The organism is Mesorhizobium sp. P3_A9, from assembly GCF_056402975.1.
Genome location: NZ_JBFUGJ010000807.1, coordinates 1 through 585 on the forward strand (window position 1 = coordinate 1; position 585 = coordinate 585).

Annotated in this window: 1 protein-coding gene; it reads right to left on the minus strand. The window is 65.0% G+C overall.

The window, feature by feature from the left end; genetic code table 11:
* On the minus strand, positions 1 to 546 hold a 546-nt coding region (rimM, locus tag AC1DX0_RS36855; protein ID WP_477359590.1), incomplete at its 3' end, for a ribosome maturation factor RimM.
* Positions 547 to 585: the final 39 nt, after the last annotated feature.

Sequence of the window (585 nt, forward strand, 5' to 3'; positions counted from 1 at the left end):
ATCTTCTTCGCGAGGCGCATCGCCATCCTCGTCATCGACCAGCCCCGCCGCCGCCAGATCGATGCGGATGAAGGCATCGGCAATCGATACCTCGGGAACGGCGGCCTGCGTGAACGGGATCAGCACGCCTTTGCGCCCCGCCAGCGTCACATCAAGAATGTCGCCGCCACCGAAATTGTGCACGGCGACAACCTTGCCGATGAGAGCGCCCGTATCGTCCCGGACCTCCAGCCCGACGAGGTCGGCATGATAGAACTCGTCCTCCTCGCCGTCGTCCGGCAGCATCGAGCGGTCGACGAACAGTTCCGTGCCGGCAAGCGCCTCGGCGGCGTTGCGATCGTTGATGCCCTTGAAGCGCACCACGACGACTGTGTTGGCCGGCCGGATGTCGATGATCTGGAAGGCGCGGCCATCCCTGGCGTAGAGCGGCCCATAGTCAGCCAGCGCCAAGGGCTCACCGGTGAAGGTCTTCACCCGCAATTCACCCTTGATGCCGTGGGCGGCGCCGATCACGGCCATCTGCACGGGGTTCTGGGGCTTGGTCATGGCAAAATTCCTTTGCCCTGCTCTAGCGCCGCCCCGGCG